General features: G+C 35.6%; 20 protein-coding genes, 1 tRNA gene and 1 riboswitch. Of the genes, 2 read left to right on the top strand and 19 right to left on the bottom strand.

Annotation, left to right across the window (positions count from 1 at the left end):
* Positions 1-204: 204 nt before the first annotated feature.
* Complete coding sequence (locus tag I5776_RS07265; RefSeq protein ID WP_202779826.1) at positions 205-693, top strand: LiaI-LiaF-like domain-containing protein; 489 nt, start codon at positions 205-207, stop codon at positions 691-693.
* A 43-nt stretch (positions 694-736) separates the two neighbouring features.
* Here the strand turns inward: I5776_RS07265 and yihA are convergent, their stop codons facing one another.
* The 18 genes from yihA to I5776_RS07175 form a co-directional block, all read right to left on the bottom strand.
* A complete protein-coding gene (gene yihA / locus I5776_RS07260) occupies positions 737-1318 on the bottom strand; it encodes a ribosome biogenesis GTP-binding protein YihA/YsxC (protein ID WP_202779825.1) in 582 nt (193 codons plus the stop codon).
* 7 nt (positions 1319-1325) lie between these two features.
* On the bottom strand, positions 1326-3641 hold the full coding sequence (gene lon, locus I5776_RS07255) for an endopeptidase La (protein ID WP_202779824.1): 2316 nt from the start codon (positions 3639-3641) through the stop codon (positions 1326-1328).
* A 193-nt stretch (positions 3642-3834) separates the two neighbouring features.
* Complete coding sequence (lonB, locus tag I5776_RS07250; RefSeq protein ID WP_202779823.1) at positions 3835-5502, bottom strand: ATP-dependent protease LonB; 1668 nt, start codon at positions 5500-5502, stop codon at positions 3835-3837.
* Between the two features lie 162 nt (positions 5503-5664).
* The gene (gene clpX / locus I5776_RS07245) at positions 5665-6933 is read right to left on the bottom strand and encodes an ATP-dependent protease ATP-binding subunit ClpX (RefSeq protein ID WP_202779820.1); all 1269 of its coding nucleotides are present in this window, start codon (positions 6931-6933) and stop codon (positions 5665-5667) included.
* A gap of 419 nt (positions 6934-7352) precedes the next feature.
* Positions 7353-8639 (bottom strand): trigger factor, encoded by a 1287-nt coding sequence (tig, locus tag I5776_RS07240; protein WP_202779811.1) that lies wholly within the window; start codon positions 8637-8639, stop codon positions 7353-7355.
* 146 nt (positions 8640-8785) lie between these two features.
* Positions 8786-9799: a tetratricopeptide repeat protein gene (locus I5776_RS07235; RefSeq protein ID WP_202779809.1), complete on the bottom strand. Its 1014-nt coding sequence runs from the start codon at positions 9797-9799 to the stop codon at positions 8786-8788.
* Positions 9800-9963: 164 nt separating this feature from the next.
* Positions 9964-10037, bottom strand: a tRNA-Arg gene (locus I5776_RS07230).
* A 143-nt stretch (positions 10038-10180) separates the two neighbouring features.
* Positions 10181-10690, bottom strand: a complete 510-nt coding sequence (locus I5776_RS07225) for a metallophosphoesterase (RefSeq protein ID WP_202779807.1) — start codon at positions 10688-10690, stop codon at positions 10181-10183.
* Positions 10687-11301, bottom strand: a complete 615-nt coding sequence (locus I5776_RS07220; protein ID WP_202779805.1) for an XTP/dITP diphosphatase — start codon at positions 11299-11301, stop codon at positions 10687-10689. Before I5776_RS07220 ends, I5776_RS07225 begins: the two co-directional genes overlap by 4 nt.
* Before the next feature lie 4 nt (positions 11302-11305).
* On the bottom strand, positions 11306-12061 hold the full coding sequence (gene rph / locus I5776_RS07215; protein WP_202779803.1) for a ribonuclease PH: 756 nt from the start codon (positions 12059-12061) through the stop codon (positions 11306-11308).
* Between the two features lie 98 nt (positions 12062-12159).
* Positions 12160-13224: a GerMN domain-containing protein gene (locus I5776_RS07210; RefSeq protein ID WP_202779802.1), complete on the bottom strand. Its 1065-nt coding sequence runs from the start codon at positions 13222-13224 to the stop codon at positions 12160-12162.
* Positions 13225-13324: 100 nt separating this feature from the next.
* On the bottom strand, positions 13325-14128 hold the full coding sequence (gene racE, locus I5776_RS07205; protein ID WP_202779798.1) for a glutamate racemase: 804 nt from the start codon (positions 14126-14128) through the stop codon (positions 13325-13327).
* A gap of 10 nt (positions 14129-14138) precedes the next feature.
* A complete protein-coding gene (locus I5776_RS07200) occupies positions 14139-14597 on the bottom strand; it encodes a MarR family winged helix-turn-helix transcriptional regulator (protein ID WP_202779796.1) in 459 nt (152 codons plus the stop codon).
* Positions 14598-14858: 261 nt separating this feature from the next.
* Complete coding sequence (locus I5776_RS07195) at positions 14859-15083, bottom strand: helix-turn-helix domain-containing protein (RefSeq protein WP_055739090.1); 225 nt, start codon at positions 15081-15083, stop codon at positions 14859-14861.
* Between the two features lie 182 nt (positions 15084-15265).
* A complete protein-coding gene (locus tag I5776_RS07190; RefSeq protein ID WP_202779794.1) occupies positions 15266-15733 on the bottom strand; it encodes an acyl-CoA thioesterase in 468 nt (155 codons plus the stop codon).
* Between the two features lie 128 nt (positions 15734-15861).
* Complete coding sequence (sdhB, locus tag I5776_RS07185) at positions 15862-16629, bottom strand: succinate dehydrogenase iron-sulfur subunit (RefSeq protein ID WP_202779792.1); 768 nt, start codon at positions 16627-16629, stop codon at positions 15862-15864.
* A 67-nt stretch (positions 16630-16696) separates the two neighbouring features.
* A complete protein-coding gene (gene sdhA / locus I5776_RS07180; RefSeq protein ID WP_202779790.1) occupies positions 16697-18448 on the bottom strand; it encodes a succinate dehydrogenase flavoprotein subunit in 1752 nt (583 codons plus the stop codon).
* Positions 18449-18504: 56 nt separating this feature from the next.
* Positions 18505-19116: a succinate dehydrogenase cytochrome b558 subunit gene (locus I5776_RS07175; protein WP_202779788.1), complete on the bottom strand. Its 612-nt coding sequence runs from the start codon at positions 19114-19116 to the stop codon at positions 18505-18507.
* Positions 19117-19452: 336 nt separating this feature from the next.
* On the opposite strand from I5776_RS07175, the gene I5776_RS07170 reads away from it, so the two are divergent.
* Positions 19453-19905, top strand: a complete 453-nt coding sequence (locus tag I5776_RS07170; RefSeq protein ID WP_202779786.1) for a YslB family protein — start codon at positions 19453-19455, stop codon at positions 19903-19905.
* Positions 19906-19941: 36 nt separating this feature from the next.
* Here I5776_RS07170 and I5776_RS07165 read toward each other — a convergent pair whose 3' ends face one another.
* Positions 19942-21174 (bottom strand): aspartate kinase, encoded by a 1233-nt coding sequence (locus tag I5776_RS07165; protein WP_202779784.1) that lies wholly within the window; start codon positions 21172-21174, stop codon positions 19942-19944.
* Positions 21175-21296: 122 nt separating this feature from the next.
* A riboswitch (Lysine riboswitch) is annotated at positions 21297-21480 on the bottom strand.
* Positions 21481-21574 lie beyond the last annotated feature (94 nt).

The raw sequence follows: 21574 nt of genomic DNA, 5'->3' as shown, positions 1-21574 counted from the left end.
ATTAATAAAAAAGAATTCCCTTTCGAATTTCTTTCCCTATTTCTTATTATATCATGTCCAATTTCATCTACTCTTAATAAATGTGAAAAGATAATGAAACTTATGTTATATTAATTATAAATTAGGCATCAAATTAATAGTCCATAAGTACATTAACAAAAAAAGGACGGGGAATCAAGTATACGGTTTGAAAGTAGGTTGTTTATGAAAAATCAAAAAATATTCCCGGGAATTATTTTACTTGGTTTTGGTTTGTATTTTTTTCTGACACAGAATAATCATGTCACAATGTTTAAAGAATACTTAACATGGCCAACATTATTAATTATTGTGGGAATCGCCTTTTTGGGGCAGGGTTACGGCGGAAAGAATGCTGAATCCATTTTACCTGGTGTAATTCTCGTTGGATTTGGTCTCCATTTTCATATTTCAGGGAAACTTTCCATATGGCCAGATCATATAGGAGTTTTTATTTTAATTATTTCATTAGGTTTTCTATTACGTTATCAAAAAACTGGAAATGGCTTGTTCCACGGAATTCTCTTTCTATTCATTTCTATTATTCTTCTATTCTATGATGAAGTATTAAAATGGATGGGTTTATTGGAAAATCGAGCTGCTTCGATTATAAATTTTTGGCCCTTTCTATTGATTGCACTTGGATTGTATTTATTGTTTTTCAAACGTAAATAGAAAAAGACCCATTAATGAACAAATTCATTATGGGTCTTAATATTTACATCCACTTTTTTAATATTCCCCATACTTTGTCTTTTCCTTCACCAGTTTCTGATGAGAATACAACAATATCGTCTTGAGGATCAAAATTTAGTGTTTCTTTTGTAATTTTCAAATGTTTTTGCCATTTTCCTTTAGGAATTTTATCTGCTTTCGTTGCGATAATTACACAAGGAATTTGATAATGCTTTAAAAAATCATACATCAATACATCATCTTTCGTAGGAGGATGACGTAAATCAACAATTTGGATGACAGCGCAAAGCTGTTCCCTAGTTGTAATATACGTTTCAATCATTTTCCCCCATGCTTCGCGCTCAGTTTTCGACACTTTTGCAAATCCATATCCCGGAACATCGACAAAGAATAGTGACTCTTCAATTTTGTAAAAATTAAGTGTTTGTGTTTTTCCCGGTTTGGAAGAGGTCCTTGCTAACGCTTTTCGATTAATCATTTTATTAATAAAAGAAGACTTCCCTACATTCGAACGACCTGCTAAAGCAAATTCCGGTAATCGTTCATCAGGGTATTGTTCTTGCCTAACTGCACTTATCACTAGTTCTGCATTATTTACTTTCATTCCGATTTCACCTGCTTAATGCTACCTTTAAGACTTCGTCCATATGTGAAACAGGTATTAACTTCAAATCATTTCTTACACTTTCAGGAATGTCATCAATATCCTTTTCATTGTCTTTAGGTAAAATAATTGTTGTTAGCCCGGCTCTATGGGCACTTAATGTTTTTTCTTTTAAACCGCCGATTGGCAGGACCCTGCCCCGTAGTGTTATTTCTCCTGTCATACCAACTTCTTTACGAATAGGGATGCCGGTTAAGGCTGAAGTTAAGGCAGTGGCAATCGTAATACCTGCTGATGGCCCATCCTTCGGTACGGCCCCTTCCGGAACGTGGATGTGTATATCATATTTTTCGTGAAAATTTTCTTCCAATTTTAATTCTGTAGCTTTAGATCGCACAAAACTAAATGCAGTTTGAGCGGACTCCTTCATCACGTCTCCTAATTTACCCGTTAAGACGAGCTTGCCTTTACCTGGAGAAAGGGAAACTTCAATTTGTAATGTATCGCCACCAACGGTTGTATAGGCTAATCCAGTAGCAACACCGATTTGATCTTCCACTTCTGCTAGGCCGTAACGGAATCGTTTCTTACCTAGAAATTCTTCGAGATTTTTTTCGGTAACGATAAGACGTTTTCTTTCAGAGGAAACAATCATTTTTGCCGTTTTTCTGCAAATCGATGCAATTTCTCGTTCTAAACTTCTTACTCCCGCTTCACGTGTATAATACCGGACGATGGATTGGAATGCATCATCCCTTACTTGTAATTGTCCTTTTGACAAGCCATGCTCTTGCATTTCTTTTTGCAGTAAATGATCCTTTGCTATATGAATTTTTTCAAGTTCGGTATAGCCAGGTATAGAAATAATCTCCATTCGATCCCGTAAAGGTCCCGGAATGGATGAAAGATCGTTGGCGGTTGTAATAAACATGACTTTGGAAAGATCATAGGTTTCTTCAATATAATGATCACTAAAATTATGGTTTTGTTCTGGATCCAACACTTCAAGCATGGCTGCAGAAGGATCTCCTCGAAAATCGTTAGACATTTTGTCTATTTCATCGAGTAAAAATACAGGGTTAACAGTCCCCGCTTTTTTCATCCCTTGAATAATTCTGCCTGGCATTGCACCGACATATGTCCTTCGATGTCCACGTATTTCGGATTCATCCCGAACGCCACCTAGTGAAATTCTTACAAACTTTCTCCCTAACGATTCAGCAATCGATCGAGCTAAACTTGTTTTTCCGACTCCGGGAGGTCCGGCAAGACAAAGAATTGGTCCCCTTAGAACTTGGGTCAATTTTTGCACTGCTAAATATTCAAGTACACGTTCCTTCACCTTTTCCAGTCCATAATGGTCTCGATTTAATATTTTTTCGGCTTTTATAATATCTAAATCATCATCTGTTGCTTTTGTCCATGGAAGGGAGATGAGCCAATCCAAATAGTTGCGAATGACCGAACTTTCCGCAGAGGTGGTTGGGACTTTTTCATAACGATCTAATTCTTTTAAAGCGGTATTCTTTACATGTTCTGGCATTCCAGCGTTTTCTATTTTCTCAGAGAAATCAGCTACTTCACCAGTTTTACCTTCTTTATCTCCAAGCTCCTTCTGAATCGCCCTCATTTGTTCACGTAAATAGTATTCTTTTTGTGTTCGTTCCATTGATTTTTTAACACGTTGACCGATTTTCTTTTCTAAATTAAGCACTTCTTTTTCATTATGAATGATTTCAATGACTTTATTTAAACGTTGCTTAATGTCAACTGTTTCTAGAACTTCTTGTTTATGTGTTAATTTCAATGGTAAATGTGAAGCGATTATGTCAGCCATTCTTCCCGGTTCTTCAATATCTGCCACCGTTTCATAGTTTTCCGCAGAAATTTTCTTAGAAAGCTTTATGTATTGTTCGAAGTATTCAAGCATCGTTCTCATTAATGCTTCGGTCTCAACGTCAGTTTGTTCATTACCTTCATACGACTTTAAAGAAACTGCATAATAAGATTCTTTATCATAAAAGTTTTCTATTTCTGCCCGATGTAACCCTTCAACTAATACTCGGATCGTTCCGTTTGGCAATTTAAGCATTTGTTTTACCCGTGTAAGAGTTCCCATACGGAAAAGGTCATCTTCGTTTGGTTCATTTATACTTTCATCCTTTTGTGTTGTTAAAAAGATGAGATGATCGTTCATCATTGCTTGTTCCAATGCTTGAACAGAATGTTCGCGTCCTACATCAAGATGCAGGACCATCGTAGGGTACACAAGCAATCCTCTGAGTGGTAACAGAGGAACGGTGTTCTCTATTTTCTTTGTCAATATCGTGCACCTCCAAAAAATGACAAGTAAAGAACTATTCACAAATATAATGCGAAACGTCGAATCTTTTTTCAATTCTAACGTATTTAAATAATCGTGTCCATTTTGTAGAATACGTTAATCACATTTTTATACTATTAAACCTATTTAAGAAATCGATTTGGTATGAACCAAATCGATTCAGATTAGATTATTATACACTTTTTTTGTCCATTTCTTCGATTGGAGTGGCAAAAGGTGATTCCTCTTCGAAATGATTTATTAATGCTAACTCAATTGCGTTTTCAAATTGATGAATGGGTATAATCGTAATGCCATCTATTTCATTTAATATCGATTGCATATTTTCTGCCGGAATAATAACCGTTTTCACACCCGCTTGTTTTGCTGCCTTCACTTTAGCAAACACGCCGCCAACCGGTTTAACATTTCCGTGAATGCTTATTTCCCCTGTCATTGCAACGGAATGATCAACTGGAATTTTGTATATCGCCGAGTAAATCCCTGTTGCCATGGCAATTCCCGCAGATGGTCCGTCTATAGGAATCCCACCCGGAAAATTCACATGTATATCATATTGATCCGCTGGCACACCCATTGTTCTTAAAACCGTTATAACATTTTCAATGGATCCCCTTGCCATACTTTTTCTGCGAATCGATTTTCCTTGTCCGCCAATACTTTCCTCTTCGACAATTCCCGTAATATTAATGGATCCTTTCTCCTTAGCAGGAATTACGGTTACTTCAATTTCAAGCAGTATTCCACTATTTGGACCTGTCACAGCTAAACCATTTACTAGCCCTACAGTAGCTTTCTCACCGATTTTCCTTTCAAGCCTTGGTGTTAATTGACTTGATTGAATAATCCATTCAATATCTGCATCACTAATAAAGGAGCGCTCTTCTTGAATCGCAAGCCCCGCAGCTATTTGGACCATATTTACCGCCTCACGACCATTCCTCGCATAGGAAGCTAAAATATGCGTTCCTGAGTCTGAAAGAGTTAAACTTACTTTTTCAGCGGCCTTTTTGGCAACCTTAGCAATTTCCTCTTGCTCAAGATCCCGGAAAAATACTTCCATGCATCTTGATCGAATTGCGGGCGGAATTTCATTAGGTGTTCTAGTAGTTGCGCCAATTAAGCGAAAATCAGCGGGTAATCCATTTTGGAAAATGTCATGAATATGCGAAGGAATTTGAGAATTTTCGGCACTATAGTACGCACTATCTAAAAATACTTTACGATCCTCCAACACTTTTAAAAGCTTGTTCATTTGTATCGGGTGTAGTTCACCAATCTCATCAATAAAAAGAACACCACCGTGTGCATTTGTAACAGCACCTTGTTTTGGTTGTGGGATACCTGCTTGTCCCATTGCTCCCGCTCCTTGATAAATTGGATCATGTACAGAGCCAATAAGTGGATCAGCAATCCCACGTTCATCAAATCTCGCTGTCGTTGCATCTAGCTCTATGAATACAGATGTCTGCTTAAAAGGTGATTTGCTATTCTTTTTAGCCTCTTCTAATACTAATCTTGCTGCAGCAGTCTTCCCCACTCCTGGTGGTCCATAAACAATAACATGTTGTGGATTAGGTCCACAAAGGGCTGCTTTCAATGACTTAATACCATCTTCTTGCCCAACAATATCTTGAAAGTTCGATGGACGTACACGTTCTGCAAGTGGTTCTGTTAATTTAATGGAACGCATTTTCCTTAATTGTTCCATTTCTTTACGAGATTCTCGGTCTATAGATACTTTTTGCGTTTTCTGCCCTTTAAGCAGATTCCAAAAATATAAACCGATAATCACTCCAAAAAATAATTGAATTAATAATGCTATCCCTGTCCAACTCATCGAATTCCCTCCAAGATGCTTGATTCATTATAAATTTAGTATCTCCTGGAGTTAAAGGGAATAAACCATTTTTTTGTGGAAGGCCCATGCCCTAAGAGAGCAAATAGCACTCAGAAATTTCAAAAGCCTAGTAGACAAGACATGTCTACTAGGCTTTAAAGGTCAAGCAGTTTTCGATTGCTCGTCTCCCTCGATAATGGTTCCATCTTCTAAAACCAATTTTGGCGGTTCATTGTTAAGAACAGCTTCCTTCGTAACAATGCACTTTTTAATATCATCTCGTGATGGAAGTTCGAACATCACATCCAACATTAAACTTTCAATAATTGAACGTAAGCCACGGGCACCTGTTTTTCTTTCAATTGCACGTTTTGCAATTTCTCTTAAGGCATCCTCTTCAAATTCTAAATCCACCTCATCCAACTCAAGCATTTTTCGATATTGTTTAACAAGAGCATTTTTTGGTTTCGTTAAAATTTCAACAAGTGCTTCTTCGTCAAGTGGTTCAAGGCTTGCAATAACCGGAAGACGACCGATAAACTCTGGAATTAAGCCAAATCTAAGTAAGTCTTCTGGCAATATTTTAGATAGCAGTTTTTTATCATCGATATCTGCGCCTTTGTTCTCACCGCCAAATCCAATTACTTTTTGGCCAAGACGACGTTTAATAATTTGTTCAACCCCATCAAATGCACCACCACAAATAAATAAAATATTTGTCGTATCAATTTGAATAAATTCTTGATGTGGATGTTTCCGTCCACCTTGTGGAGGAACACTGGCAACAGTTCCCTCTAGGATTTTTAATAGGGCCTGTTGGACACCTTCTCCAGATACATCTCTAGTAATCGATGGATTTTCAGATTTACGTGCCACTTTGTCAATCTCATCAATATAGATAATTCCTTTTTCTGCTTTCTCTACATCATAATCTGCAGCTTGTATTAATTTTAATAAGATGTTTTCAACATCTTCCCCTACATACCCTGCTTCAGTTAATGAAGTAGCATCTGCAATTGCAAATGGTACATTTAAAATCCGTGCTAATGTTTGTGCAAGCAGTGTTTTTCCGCTTCCTGTAGGTCCAATTAAACAAATATTACTTTTTGCCAGTTCGACGTCATCAATTTTACTGTTAGAATTGATGCGTTTATAGTGGTTATACACAGCAACTGCCAGTGACTTCTTAGCTTGATCCTGTCCAATAACATATTCTTTTAATATTTCCCTAATTTCCAATGGTTTTGGAATATCTTTAAATTCAACCTCTTCTTCTGTACCGAGCTCTTCTTCTACAATTTCTGTACAAAGTTCAATACATTCATCACATATATAAACACCTGGTCCTGCTACTAATTTACGAACCTGATCTTGTGTTTTACCACAAAACGAACATTTTAATTGTTGTTTTTCATCGTTGAATTTAAACAATGAGATTCACCCCTTATTAAAAACTTTCGAATAATTGACCGCAATTTCAAAAAAAAAGATTAAGTAAAGACATTCTATCTTTTGCAAAAAAATCCTTTTATCAATTGTTTTACCCTACACCGAAGGACAAAACCATTAATTTAATACTTTTCAAGAAATTGGCTATGTCGGAACACTTAAAAAATTGTTATGTATTGGATTGTAACATATTTCTATGTTGGACAGGAAATTTTAAAGCTTACATATTTATTTCGCCATGGATTGTTTATTTTCCTACTTACTCAAGACTTTCCCGAAAATAAGTTTTATATTCTTCATATGTATATATTTTTTTATTTTGTCTTAAAAAGTTATGTATTTTATAAAACAAGACACGAATAAGTCGTGCCTTGTTTTATTTTTATATCTATTATTTTATTTTATTCTATAGTCTTGCTGTTTTGCACAAGAAATTCAACTGCTTTGCGAATTTTTACGTCTCTTTTAACTGTGTCTAATCCGCCAAGTGCTTGTTTAATATCGTCCGCAGACATATTATACATTGTAGTCATTTTATTAATTTCTTCTTCAGCTTCTTCGTCTGATACTTCAATTTTTTCAGTTTCAGCAATAGCTTCTAAAGTTAGATTCATACGAACTCGTTTCGCTGCATCTTCCTTCATTTGGTCGCGAAGTGCTTGTTCGTCTTGACCTGAGAATTGGAAGTACAATTCAAGATTCATTCCTTGCATTTGTAAACGTTGTTCGAATTCTTGCATCATACGATCCACTTCAGTATTGATCATCGCTTCAGGAATATCGATTTCAGCATTTTCAGAAGCTTTTTCTACAACAGCATCTTGAATCGCATGTTCTGCTTCATGCTCTTTAGAATGCTTTAAGTTCGCTTTTGTTTTTTCTTTTAGTTCTGCGATTGTTTCTACTTCACTATCTACATCTTTTGCAAATTCATCATCTAATTCAGGAAGCTCTTTTGTTTTGATTTCATGTACAGTTACTTTAAATGTAGCTGGTTGACCCGCTAATTCAGCAGCATGATATTCTTCTGGGAATGTAACTTCTACATCTTTTTCTTCGCCAGCCTTTGCGCCAACCAATTGTTCTTCAAAACCAGGAATGAAGCTATTAGATCCAAGAACTAGTGAATAGTTGTCTGCTTTACCGCCTTCGAATGCTTCGCCATTAACAAAACCTTCAAAATCGATTACAACTGTGTCATCATTTTCAGCAGCTCCGTTTTCTTTTAAAACTAGCTCTGCATGACGTTCTTGTAATGTTTTTAATTCATTTTCAACATCTTCATCTGTTACTTCAGTATTGAACTTTTCAACTTCTAAACCTTTGTATTCCCCAAGTTTAACTTCAGGCTTAACAGTAATTGTAGCTTTGAAGATAAGCTCTTTTCCTTTTTCCATTTGCTCAATATCAATTTCTGGACGATCTACTGGATCAATTCCAGTTTCTTCAATTGCTTGTGCATATGCATCTGGAAGAAGAATATCCAATGCATCTTGGTATAAAGATTCTACACCAAAACGTTGTTCGAACATACCACGTGGCATTTTACCTTTACGGAAGCCTGGAACATTTACTTGTTTTACAACTTTTTTGAAGGCACCATCCAAAGCAGTTTTTACAGTTTCAGCATCAACTTCTACTGTTAATACTCCTTGATTTCCTTCAAGCTTTTCCCATTTTGCTGACATACCTTTCCCTCCAACAATCTATATTTTGATAGTGTAATGAACAGATGTAATAGATAACACTTTTAATGATTGCCATTACTAATTTAAATAAAAACACATTACAACCCTTTCATTATAACATACGTTTTTTCTGTTTCAAGAAGGAGCTATATAATCGGTAAAGAAATTTCTTCGAGTTTTTTTAGAAAGTTAATAGCTTTTACTAGACTTGCAATATTTACTTGATTCTCTATAGCTATTTTTTCTAAATCTACTGTTTCTCCGTATAACTCTTGTCCAAAACATTGATAGGCTAAAGACCATAATCTGGGATTCTCTGGCATAAGTTCAAAGGGATAGAGTAAGAAAAAATGGCGATCCACTATATCTTTCATTTGTTGATATAATGTCGGATTATTGTTTTCTAACTCGTTTTTTAATGTTTCAAGTAATACTATATAAAAAGATGTTTCAAAAATGGATGGTAACTTTACCGGGATAAAAGTCCCATTATTATTAAATTTTTCTAAATGAATTTCTTTTTCAACACCATGTTCACTTAAAATATTCACAATCATCGTTTTTAAAAATGGGTGGGCTTCCCTTTTCCCTATGTATTTTATTAGTTCATCCATATATGGATATATATTTTGATTAGAAAGCTGTGCAAGTTTGTATATGTTTTCTTTTATATCTTCCGATGAAAATAATGGAGTCTTTGGCTCATCCATTTTCAGTACTGGCTGCTGGTTTTCTGTCCCAACTCTATTTTGGCTAAATTGCAGTAGTTTTTTGTAATGCTCAATTTTTTCTAAAGGAACTTCATTTTCATCTATTAAAGTAGTAATTGTATGTATGATTTCTTCATGATTACTAAGTTGTATCAAAATCATTAAGTATACATCAATAATTTCAAAATAGTTCCCTATACCTTGATGCAATAAATAATGACATACTTCTTTCGCCTTTTCATAATTGCCACTTTCATATAATGCAATTAAATATGCTGTGCCAATTTCGGGATTTTCGGGATCTATTTCATTCGCTTGGCCTAAAAAATTCACTGCTTCAGCAAATTGATGGTTATCTAGATGAGCTATTCCCATTTCCATGAGACGATCCTTTACCCCAGGAAAAAGCACAATTTTTTGATCACTATTCTCTTTTTTGTTTTTCTCCATCATAAGTCCGCCTTTTCCGATGTGTTTCTAAGCCAACATGAAGTAATGACAAGTTTAAGTTTAGCATGTTTTTATTTCCAAAACAAAAACACTAGTGATTCGTTCATTAACTAGTGAAAAAACAAAAAAACTTACACGAATGTAAGCTTTTTGTTTTTGTATGACGTCCCAGGAGGGATTCGAACCCCCGACCCACAGCTTAGAAGGCTGTTGCTCTATCCAGCTGAGCTACTGGGACATTATTTATGTATTCTCGATTTAATGAATCGCTTCGTTCATCGAGGACATTTTTAATTATATATGGGTTGTTTTACTCTGTCAACAGTTTTTTGTTTTTTTATTTTAAATTGCAGTCTGAAGTTAGACTGCAATTTAAAATACCTACAATGTAAATGTTTGACGCAAGTCAACCAATTCTTCATGAAGATCTGAAAAGAATTTCGTTGTGATCGAATGATTATTTTTTTCAACGATGGCATATGTTTTTTCTTTACGACCTCGCGGCATTAGAAAGCTACCAGGATTTAAGAATAAGGTGCCATTAATCATCTCAGCACCGAGCATATGCGAATGACCAAAAAAGACAAAATCCGCATCCACTTCTTTTGCTTTATATGAAAGATTCATAAGCGTCATTTTCACATTATAATGGTGACCATGTGTAACAAATATTTTATTTCCATCAATTTTTTCTTTAATATCTAGCGGAAATTGTCGGTCATAATCACAATTTCCTCTGACGACTAAAAACCCGTTTATTTCTTCATCATTTGCCATAAGTTCTGAATCACCGCAATGAATCATCGCATCGACTTTAGTTTCATATTCTTCTTTCAGCCGTTTTAATTCTTCCCGTAACCCATGACTATCACTAACGATTAGTAACTTCATTTTTGATCACCTAAAAAAAATAAATTTTGTAAAATTGAAGGAAGTTTATCTACGGCTTTCGCACGATGACTGATTCGGTTTTTTTCTTCTGATGGCAATTCTGCCATTGTTTGTCCCTTGTCTTTAATAAAAAATATCGGATCATAGCCGAAACCATTATTCCCTTTGCGTTCTCGAAGTATTTCACCTTCACATGTACCCGAAACAGTAATCGTTTCTTTACCAGGAATAGCGATAGCCAATGCACAATAAAATTTGGCACTTCGATCATCATTCGGTATATCGATCATTTCGGCTAAAACCTTATCTATATTTGCCTCATCATTTTTTTCTTCTCCTGCATATCTTGCAGAATAGATACCTGGTCTGCCATCTAAGGCATCGATAACTAATCCGCTATCATCTGCAATCGTCATTATATTATATTGTTGTGAAATCGTTTCTGCTTTTAAGATTGCATTTTCCTCAAACGTGCTTCCAGTCTCTTCTACATCAATTGCTTCAGGAAAATCTAGTAACGTTTTCACCTTAATATGAAATGTTGAAAACATTTTTTCAAATTCTTTCGCCTTGCCTTTATTTTTGGTTGCAATGATCACTTGTTTTTCCATATTCCTAATCCTCACGACGATTATTTTCTATTTTTGATGAGATTTCACCTAAAGCTTGTTTTTGAAGACTGAACAACTTGTCTAATCCTTGCTTAGCAGCGTTTATTAATTGTTGCAACTCTTCCGGAGAAAACGTAGCTTCTTCCCCTGTTCCTTGCAATTCGACAAATTTTCCTTCTCCCGTCATAACCACATTCATGTCTACTAATGCTTGACTATCTTCAACATAGTTTAAATCGAGAACGGTACCTGCATCTTGTATAATGCCTACACTAGTCGCAGCTAAATAATCTGTAATTGGAAAGTTTTTAATTCCTTTATTTTCATGTAGTTTGGAAAGAGCTTGTGCCATTGCAATAAATGCACCTGTAATGGAAGCTGTTCTTGTTCCTCCATCCGCTTGTATTACATCGCAGTCTATCCATATCGTTCTTTCCCCGATTTGATCTAATTGTACGACAGCACGCAAAGCACGTCCGATTAATCGTTGGATTTCCATCGTTCTTCCAGTCACTTTTCCCTTAGAGGATTCGCGTATATTACGTTGCTCAGTTGCACGTGGAAGCATGGAATACTCTGCTGTTATCCAGCCCTTTCCACTGCCTCGCATAAACGGAGGAACTCGATCTTCAATACTAGCTGTACAAATTACCTTCGTATCTCCAACGGTAATGAGAACAGATCCTTCTGGATGTTTTAAGTATTCTGTTTCTATATGTATTGGTCTTAATTGTAATGCTTCTCTATCGTCAACTCTCATTCGTAAACCTCCTTTTTAATGCCAAGAAAGAAGAGGTGGCTCATCTATACGAGCCTACCTCTTAATTGTATTATTTATAGTATATCAAATTTTACTTATTAAAAACTACCTGTGTTTACCTTTTCAGGACGAGTAACAGGTTCCGATAATGGTTTTCCTTCCTCGTTTAACAGCTTTGTACTACCGTTGACTTCAATAGCGACACTCTTAATATCTTTTTGCTCTGTTAATGAATATACGAGTGGTTTTAAAACATTTTCCGAAATCGTATTCCCCTCAAAGCTTCCAAGAATATTTTCATTAAAATTCAACGTCACTTTTCCATCTTCGATAACCGGATCGTCTAACAATGCCACTTCTGATTGAAACGCACTAACAAGCGGCGATTTTGGATTTGGACCTTTTACTAACTCATTTACTACTGCTTTTACATCATTTGTTTCCGTATTACTTATTCGTTTCGTAACAGGAACATAATAAGACTTGCCATCATTTTCATCTAAATAATAAACTGTTAACGAATGGGTATTCGTAATATCAATTACGCCAGTAAGATCAGTATTTATTCCATTCGCCCTAGTTAAGCCTTCTTGATTAATCGGTGTTTTATTAGCAGGCATTTCTTTTAATGGATGCCCATTCACACTTAATGTCACACGTTTAATTGAATCGAATTGTGTTAATGTCCATGTGATTGATTGCAAAATTTTCTCTTCGTCTTTTTTATCATAATCATTAAATTCCTTTGAAAAATCAACTGCTGCTGTTCCGTCTTTTTTCACATTTACACTTATTTTCGTATCTGCAGGCAGGACTGCTCTAAATCCATTCGGAATTATATTTTGACCTGGCCCATCCACGACTAAGTATTCTAACGCCTTTGTTGCAATGCCTTTTTCATTTGGCAACGGCAATGCTTGCGAAACAACATAGCCATTATTATCAATTAAATATAATTCAGTCATAATCGAATTCTTTTCATCTACAGCGTTTGCTTGTTTATCTTTATCTCCTGTTAATGATTCCCCTTTCTTTAATGAGCTTACCGTTTTCGGCGGATCAATTTTTTCTGTTTTGTCACCACCAAATAAACCACAACCCGACAAATACACGCTTGATGCAAGCATAGTTACTGCTACTGTCACCTTTGTTTTTTTAGACATTTTGTACCCTCCTAAGACAGTTTGTACTACTATCTATACGAGCCTTCATTAAAAAATAGACCGTTTTTTCTTTGCATAAAAAAAACCATTTATGTAGGAGTTATTCGTCTCCTAAATAAATGGTTTCTGTATTCACAATCTCTTGCTCAAGCCAGGCAGTAGCAATTTGAGAAAACATACTGCTCGAACCGGTTGTAAAAAATTGATGTTTCGGACATGCATTGTCTGTACTCATTATATGGCGAAAATATAAAATGGTACTTATTTCACGAGCCGTTTCATCTCCGGAACTAATGACCTTCACGTTATTACCCATAACATTTTTTATTAAACCTTCTAATAAAGGATAATGGGTGCAGCCTAGAATCAAAGTGTCAATACCACTTTTTTGGATTGGGGCTAATGATTCGGCAACAATTTTTTTGGCAATGGCGCTTTTGTACTCTCCGCTCTCCACAAGTGGGACAAATTTCGGACAGGCTAATGATGTAATATTTACTTTCCTATTTATTGATTTTAAAGCTTTTTCATATGCACCACTTTTAATTGTACCAATCGTCCCTAACACACCGATATTAAATCCTTTAGTACTTTTTAATGCTGCTCTTGCGCCTGGATAGATAACACCTAGCACGGGAATTTTTAATTCTGTGCGAATTTCATCCAAAACAACAGCAGTCGCAGTATTACATGCAATGACTAACATTTTTATATTTCGTTTTAACAAAAATCTTGTCATTTGCCATGTATATGCCTTTACTTCATCAACAGGTCTTGGGCCATATGGACAACGGGCAGTATCACCGACATATATAATGCTTTCATTCGGCAATTGTTTCAGCACTTCCTTTACAACCGTTAGTCCCCCTACACCTGAATCAATAATACCTATTGGTTGGTTCAACAATCTCGCCTCATTCTGCTTTCATTTCTTGATGTAATTTAACAAGGCTTTTCTTTAAATGAATAACCTCATCATTCGAAAAATTTATTAGTATGTCTTGCAAGTATCCTTGTCGTTTTTGAATGACCTCTTCAATCATTTTTTCGCCCTTTGCCAATAGGTGAATTCGTACTACTCTTCGATCATGTGGATCTTTTACACGAACAACCAGTTCATTTTTTTCCATACGGTCAATCAAATCAGTAGTCGTGCTAAAAGCTAAATACATTTTATTAGACAACTCACCAATGGTCATATCCCCTTCCTCAAATAACCATTGAAGAGCGACAAATTGAGGAGGTGTAATTGTATATTCGCTTAAAAGTTCTCTTCCTTTTTGTTTGACGATAGCTGCTATATACCGCAAATCTTTTTCGATAGCTGCTACATCCTCTGCTGCGTGCAGTTGTACATTTCCTTCATTATTCATTAATGAAGAACCCCCTATCAGTTAGAAGTCAGAGGTTAGAGGTTGGATTTGAAGAAAATGGCGAAATCCAATTTCTCATATTTCTTAAAAGAAAAATCTAACTTCATTGGCCTCTTAAATTTATACGATGGTTTTATTTTAAGTCCACTAAAAATATTGTCACCTTTTTTTATAAAAAATTCAAGCATGATTTGTTTTGCAATAATAATAATCTTATTAAGTATGACAAAACCGACTGCTTATATAGCAGTCGGTTTCCGGCTAAAGCTTTAACTCTCCCATGCGAAGAAGTTCAACCACAGCTTGAGAACGCCCCTTGACTCCAAGCTTTTGCATGGCGTTGGAAATATGATTTCGAACCGTTTTTTCACTAATAAACAATTCGCTTGCAATTTCTTTTGTCGTTTTATCTTGAACTAACAGCTCGAAAACTTCTCTTTCTCTTTTTGTAAGCAGCGGTTTGTGTGTGAATTCGTTGTCCTTCAACTATTGTAACCCTCCTTGCCTTCGCCAGCTTTAAACCGCGGGGATGGGTATTTTGATTGTCAAATTATCATATGTGAAAGAAATAAGTAGAGTGACATCGTATTGGCAAGGAAGTGAAGAAAACATCAAAAATGTGCAAATTATTTATATAATTGCCGTTATTTATACATAAATGAATCCAATTAGCTTTCTGTTGCATATCCATTTGGAATTAATTTTTCTTTTTCATCCTCTGACCAGGCAACCCATTTGCCGGTTTTCTTAGATATTTGAACCATTACTCCCCGTCCAACAAAGCAAACATCATTTTGCTCATTAGTTGCCATATAATGAAGATCAACCGAAGATGTACCAATTTTATTCGCTTTAACAAACACTTTAAGTTTCTCATCAAAAAACACTTGACGAATGTAATCACATTGTAAATCAGCAACTACTGGAATTGTTTCATTTTCTTCTTTTAGCCAGTCTTGCATAAATTCAATTTCTTTCAAAAATTCAATTCGTGCTTCCTCAAAATATGTAAATGGAACGGTATTATTTAAATGGCCATACATATCTGTTTCAGAAAAACGAACTTTAACTGGATGATAAAAGGAAAAACCCCTTTGCCAATCATGGAAATTTTCAATATAAGAAGTTTTTTTCATACAATTTTCCCCCTTCCAAAAATGAATGATCATTCATCCCCCTTCTATTATACCGAGAATATAAAATAGTTAAAAGAAATTTAAAAAGAAAAGCCTTCAATCATTAGATTGAAGGCTTTTCTTAACAATTAGTCCACCATATGGTCGCTTCCGAAGAAGTTTTTGAACATTTGGAATGTCGTTGCTCTGTTTAAAGACGCAATTGATGTTGTCAAAGGTATACCTTTTGGACAAGACTGTACACAGTTTTGTGAGTTTCCACAGTTTGCAAGTCCGCCATCACCCATAATTGCTTCTAAACGTTCATCCTTATTCATCGCACCTGTTGGATGGCTATTGAATAAACGAACTTGTGAAAGTGGTGCAGGACCAATGAAGTTAGATTTACTGTTAACATTTGGGCAAGCTTCTAAACAAACCCCACATGTCATACATTTAGATAGTTCATATGCCCATTGACGTTTTTTCTCAGGCATACGTGGTCCTTCACCTAGATCATATGTTCCATCGATTGGAATCCATGCTTTGACCTTTTTCAAAGAGTCAAACATACGGCTTCGGTCTACTTGAAGATCACGGATTACCGGGAATGTACGCATCGGAGCAAGACGAATCGGCTGTTCTAATTTATCAACTAGTGCAGAACATGATTGTCTTGGTTTCCCATTAATAACCATAGAACATGCGCCACAAACTTCTTCTAAACAGTTCATGTCCCAAGTCACTGCAGTTGTTTTTTCGCCTTTTGAATTTACTGGGTTACGGCGAATTTCCATTAACGATGAAATAACATTCATATTTGGTCGATAAGGTAATGTAAATTCTTCTTCATAGGGAGAAGAATTTGGATTATCTTGACGAGTAATAATAAAAGTTACCGTTTTTTGTTCACTCATCCTTATTTCTCCTCTTTCCTTTTAAGTATTATTGAGTTAACGAGGCTTATAAGGTCAACATTAATTATTAATGCTTCTTAGTATAGTCACGTTCACGTGGTTTAATTAACGATACATCAACATCCTCGTAGCTGAATTTAGGAGTGTTAGTCGAAGCATCGAAGTCAGCCATTGTAGTTTTTAACCATTCTTCATCATTACGTTTAGCGAAATCAGGTTTGTAGTGGGCACCACGGCTTTCATTACGATTCAATGCTCCAATCGTAATTACACGAGCAAGATGAAGCATATTTTTCAATTGGCGAGTAAATGTTGCCGCTTGGTTACTCCATTTTGCCGTATCATTTACGTTAATATTATTGTAACGTTCCATTAATTCAAGGATTTTATCATCAGTTTTTTGAAGACGATCATTGTAACGAACAACCGTTACATTATCCGTCATCCATTCCCCAAGCTCTTTATGAAGAAGATATGCATTTTCCGTACCATTTAAGGATAAAACATTATTCCATTTATCTTCTTCTTTTTTAACAGCATTATCGAAAATTGAAGAAGATAAGCTATCTGTGCTTTTTTCTAATCCATCAATGTAATTAACTGCTTCAGGACCAGCAACCATTCCGCCATATATAGCAGATAATAATGAGTTTGCACCTAAACGGTTACCCCCGTGTTGTGAATAATCACACTCACCCGCTGCAAATAGTCCTTGGATTTTTGTATGTTGTTTATAGTCAACCCATAATCCGCCCATTGAGTAGTGAACTGCTGGGAAGATTTTCATCGGTACTTTATGTGGATCTTCACCAACGAATTTTTCGTAAATTTCAATGATTCCACCAAGTTTTACATCAAGCTCATGCGGATCTTTATGAGAAAGATCAAGATAAACCATATTTTCACCATTAATACCAAGTTTCATATCTACACATACGTTAAATATTTCACGTGTAGCGATATCACGAGGTACTAGATTTCCGTAAGCAGGATATCTTTCTTCTAAGAAATACCATGGCTTACCATCTTTGTATGTCCAAACACGTCCACCTTCACCACGTGCAGACTCACTCATTAAGCGTAGTTTGTCATCACCAGGAATGGCTGTTGGGTGGATTTGAATGAATTCACCATTTGCATATGTTGCACCTTGTTGGTAAACAATAGATGCAGCTGATCCAGTATTTATAATAGAGTTAGTCGATTTACCAAAGATGATTCCAGGACCACCTGAAGCAATAATAACCGCGTCAGCTTCAAAAGATTTAATTTCCATGGAAGTAAGATTTTGCGCTACAATTCCGCGGCAAACTCCTTCGTCATCCTGAACAATACCTAAGAATTCCCAGCCTTCAAACTTATTAACAAGTCCAGCTACTTCATGGCGACGAACCTGTTCATCAAGTGCATATAATAATTGTTGTCCAGTCGTTGCACCAGCAAATGCAGTACGGTGATGTTGTGTTCCACCGAAACGACGGAAATCAAGTAAACCTTCTGGTGTACGGTTAAACATTACACCCATTCGGTCAAATAAATGAATGATTCCTGGTGCAGCATCGCACATAGCTTTAACCGGCGGTTGGTTTGCTAAGAAATCCCCACCATAAACTGTATCATCAAAGTGAATCCATGGTGAATCTCCTTCACCTTTCGTATTCACTGCACCATTAATTCCACCTTGTGCACAAACAGAGTGAGAACGTTTTACTGGTACCAATGAAAATAAGTCCACTTGTTTTCCTGCTTCTGCTACTTTTATAGTTGACATCAAGCCGGCTAAGCCTCCACCGACTACGATGATTTTTCCTTTACTCACTCAAGACTCACTCCTTCTTTAAACATGTTTACGAACATGATTGTTTCGCTTTTGTCTTAAACAAAAGCGAAGATTGCACGAATACCGATTACTGATAGTACAACAAATACAACTAACACGACATATGATGCTATTTGTTGTGAACGTGGTGATTGGGTAATTCCCCAGCTAACACAGAAAGACCATAATCCATTAGAGAAATGGAATGTTGTTGCAATTAGGCCAATTATGTAAAATGCGATCATCCAAGGATTAGAGAAAACACTCTCCATTAAACTAAAATCAAGAGAAGCATTTCCTAAAGCTGCTTGAATTCTAGTTTCATAAACGTGCCATGCAAGGAAGATCAAAACAATTACACCAGAAATTCGTTGGAATAAAAACATCCAATTTCGAAAATAACCTAATCGACTCGTATTGTTTTTTGCTGTGAATGCAATGTATAATCCATAAATTGCGTGGAACAGCAAAGGTAAATAAATAACAATAATTTCAACAAAAATAAGGAATGGAAGACTTTCCATAAAGCCTACGGCATTGTTAAATGATTCCTCTCCGCCTGTAGCAAAATGGTTCACAACTAAGTGGACAATTAGAAAGATTCCAATTGGCACAACACCTAGTAATGAATGCAATCTGCGATTTAAAAACTCACGATTTCCGGCCACATTTTACCCCCCTTAATAATAAAAGCGTGTGCATAGCAAAATTATTCAAAATAAGATTTTGAACACCATGCAAATTTTATAACATTTATGTGACATATCCATTTTACTCCCGCTCTAGGTAAGCGTCAAGGAAACGGATACATAAATTCGACAAAAACAGAGATGCTTTTTTGCTGTTTAAAACATATAAATCATTGATAATGCATTAAATTTCTCTAATATATAGTTTGTCTCAAATTTTCCGAAAAAATTTAAATCAGGTAACTTACCAAAATTTATATTAAACTGAAACTAAATTTTGTATATAATAAAGCTATAGAGAAAGAGGGGAATTACGTGAAATCTTCTGCAGAATTAGAAGTAAATACCGAAAACAGTGAACTTTCCATTCCAGCATTCGGATATGAATTGATTCGTGATATATTATTACCTGAAATATTAGGGAAAGAAACTCCAGATATTTTATATTGGTCAGGAAAGCTTCTAGCTAGAAAATTTCCATTAATGTCATTAAATGAAATCATATCTTTTTTTGATGAAGCTGGTTGGGGCGACCTTCGCATAATAAAAGAAGAAAAAAAAGGAATGGAATTGGAATTAACCAGTCCATTAATTAGCCGGCAATTTGAATTGAAAACAGAATCAAGTTTTAAACTTGAGGCAGGTTTTCTGGCTGAACAAATCCAATCACAAAGAAAAGTAAGAACAGAAGCATATGAGGAAATCGTAAAACGCCATAAAAAAATTAAAATTATCGTGCAATGGGATCTAAAAGATACCGATATTTAAGAAAAGCCTAGGACCTGAGTTCCTAGGCTTTTCTAATTATTTTACATCTAGTTCAACTTTATCAAGTTCAAATGCGGTATGTAAAACTTGTGACGCTTGAATCATATATTTTTCTTCTATTACCGTAGATACTTTAATTTCCGACGTACTGACCATTTTAATTTCAATATTATTCATGGATAAAATGTCAAACATTTTAGCTGCCACTCCTGGATTTGAAATCATCCCTGAACCAATGATTGATACCTTTGCAAGACCGGATTCATATTCAAAATTATCAAAACCTAAAGATTCTTGATTTTGCTCCAATATCTCAATCGTATCTCGTAAATCATCGTTTTTTATTGAAAACGAAAGATAGGTATTTTCCCCTTCCGTTTGATTTTGAATAATAATATCTACATTAATATTTTGTTTAGCTAATTTTGTAAAAATTGATGACAAATTTTTAAATCCATTTTTCAACCCAAAAATAGTGATTCTTGTAATCTGATCTTCAAAAGCTACACCACGAACAATTAAACTTTTTTCCACTGTTACTTCCTCCTCAATGATTGTTCCAGATTCTCTTACTAAGCTTGAACAAACTTCTAACGGTATTTGATAATTTTTAGCAAATTCTACGGCTCTAGCATGCAAAACCCCCGCTCCAAGGTTTGCGAGTTCTAACATTTCGTCATAGGAAATTGCCCCCAATTTTCGAGCATGAGGAATATATCGTGGATCAGAAGTATACACCCCAGTCACATCCGTATATATTACACATTTATCTGCTTTGAGAGCAGCAGCTAATGCAACTGCTGTCGTGTCTGATCCCCCTCTTCCCAATGTGGTAATTTCGCTATCATTCGTGACACCTTGAAATCCTGCTACAATAACTATTTGATCATTTTGCAAATGATTTGTAATTTTTTTCGGGTTAATATCAATGATTCGAGCATTGCCATGTATATTTTCTGTTTGGATATTTGCCTGCCAACCAGTGAAGGATATAGCAGGATGTCCCTGTTCAGCAAGAGCCATTGACAACAGAGAAATAGTAATTTGTTCACCTGTCGAAAGTAACATATCCATTTCTCTTTTACTTGGATAGGCCGAAATTTCTTTAGAGAGGTTCACAAGCTGATCCGTTGTCTTCCCCATTGCCGAGACAACAACAACTACTTGATTTCCTTTCTTTTTTTCATCTATAATGCGGTTTGCTGTATTTTTAATTCGATCTGTATCCCCAACTGACGTTCCACCAAATTTAAGTACTATTCGTGCCACTAATTTCGCCTTCTTTCATAATTATGTTTTTACTGCTACCCGCGCTTTTTGCATAATAAAAAGCAATGAGATACCTACCTCATTGCTTTAGGAGACGTAATATAGAGATTACGAATAGCCTTGTGCGAGATAGCTCTCCAAGATGAATCATCCACCTTGACAGTCCAGCATTTCTTAAATGCATAGACCAGCAAAAACAGGAATGAGCCTTGTTTTCACTTCGGCAAAACTCCCTTTCAAAGCTCTTCATAGAATCTCATACTTCTCCAAGCCTCTACTCTTTAGTTTCGCACCTCTACCCTTATTTTAAAATAAAAGTTAGATTTAATTTTCAGTTATTATATCATAATAAAATCTACCTGACTATACTTAATTCCCACTGTTTTCGGATTATTGTCAC

This window comes from Heyndrickxia vini (assembly GCF_016772275.1).
Taxonomy (GTDB): domain Bacteria; phylum Bacillota; class Bacilli; order Bacillales; family Bacillaceae_C; genus Heyndrickxia; species Heyndrickxia vini.
This window is presented reverse-complemented; position numbering and strand designations above follow the sequence as displayed.